2 protein-coding genes are annotated in these 1,688 nt (G+C 42.5%); both read left to right on the top strand.

The window, feature by feature from the left end; translation table 11 throughout:
* Positions 1-1,208, top strand: a 1,208-nt coding sequence (locus Q0314_RS05510) for an ABC transporter ATP-binding protein (protein ID WP_298057375.1), incomplete at its 5' end; no start/stop codon positions are given.
* The coding region (locus Q0314_RS05505; RefSeq protein WP_298057374.1) for a class I SAM-dependent methyltransferase at positions 1,198-1,688 on the top strand (491 nt) is incomplete at its 3' end. The genes Q0314_RS05510 and Q0314_RS05505, both read left to right, overlap by 11 nt.

The raw sequence follows: 1,688 nt of genomic DNA, 5'->3' as shown, positions 1-1,688 counted from the left end.
GTATTGTGAGCGTAGTTTTAAGTGTAAAAAATATAAGCAAGGAATTTAAAGTTTACGAACGCGAGAGCGACCGCTTAAAAGAGATATTTTTCGGTAAAAAATGTCACAAAAGTTTCTTTGCGAACCGCGATATTAGTTTTGATCTAAGAAGCGGCGAGAGTCTGGGCATCATCGGGCTTAACGGCGCAGGCAAATCTACTCTTTTAAAGATAATCAGCGGCGTTTTGGCGCCAAGCTCAGGCACGGTCGAGAAAGCGGGAAAAATCGCCGCGATTTTGGAGCTTGGAGCGGGATTTAACTACGATCTAAATGGTATAGAAAATATCTATTTTAACGGCTATTTGCTCGGTATGGATAGAGCCTATATCGATGCAAATTTACAAAATATCATTGAATTTAGTGAGTTAAAGGATTTTATAAATTTGCCCATAAGTACCTACTCTTCGGGTATGGTCGTGCGTCTTGCTTTTTCCATCGCTATTTTTTCGGACGCGTCCATATTTATCATCGACGAGGCGCTGTCTGTGGGCGATGCGCACTTCTCGCAAAAATGCGTCAAAAAGCTAAAAGAGATCAAGCAACTGGGCAAAAGCGTGATCTTCGTCTCGCACGATCTAAACGCACTTAAACTGCTTTGCGACCGTATAATACTTCTAAAATCGGGCAGGATAGTCCAAGACGGCAATCCTTCCGACGTGCTCGATACTTACAACTATCTGATTTCCGAGATATCAAAAGAGGACGAAGAGATCAAGGTTTCTGAAAATAACTACGGCACGAAAGAGGTTGAAATTTTACAAATTTTAATGCAAAAGGACGGCGTGCAAACCGCGACCGTAAGCTGCGGCGACGAGGTAAAATTTAGCGTCAAGCTTCTGTCAAATTTGGAAAGCGATAACGCATCGATCGGGATTTTGATAAAAGATAAATTTGGACAAGACATCTACGGCACGAATACCGGTTTGCTAGGCGCGAAATACGCGTTTAAAAAGGGCGAAATTTACGATGTGGATTTTAAAATGCGTCTAAATATCGGCGTGGGATTATACACCTTGACCGTCGCCGTTCATCCTGACGAAACGCACATAAACGAATGCTATCACTGGATAGATAACGCTTTAAATTTCGAGGTTATAAGCGGGGAGAAAAAGGAATTTGTCGGGCTTTGCAGGCTTGAACCGATAGTGGAGATAAAAAATGAACGATGATTTTTACGTAGCATTTGAGGAAAAATTTAGAGGCAGCGAAGAGCTCATAAAAGAGAGGCAGAAAAAATACCTAAAATTTATTAATCCTCTAAAAATTTTAAAAGACGAAGTAAAAGCCCTGGATATCGGCTGCGGACGCGGCGAATGGATAAGCTTGCTAAACGAAAACGGTTTTAATGCGCGCGGTATCGACGTAAACGAAAGCATGGTCAGGCTAGCCTCGCAAAAGGGGCTAAACGCAGCGGTAAACGACGCTTTGGGTGAACTAAAAAGCTTAGATGAAAACAGCCTTGATATCATAACCGCTTTTCAAGTCGTGGAGCATATCAAATTTGACGACGTGCTAGAGCTAATCAAAGAGGCCAAAAGGGTTTTGGCTCCATGCGGTATCTTGATCCTCGAGACGCCAAACCCCGAAAATATAATGGTCGGCACGCAGTGGTTTTATCTTGATGCCACGCATAAAAATCCTATTCCTTG

Origin of the sequence: uncultured Campylobacter sp. (assembly GCF_938040115.1) — a bacterium.
Lineage (GTDB): Bacteria > Campylobacterota > Campylobacteria > Campylobacterales > Campylobacteraceae > Campylobacter_A.
Note: the sequence above shows the minus strand (reverse complement) of the source record. Positions and strands in the feature narration are given on the sequence as shown.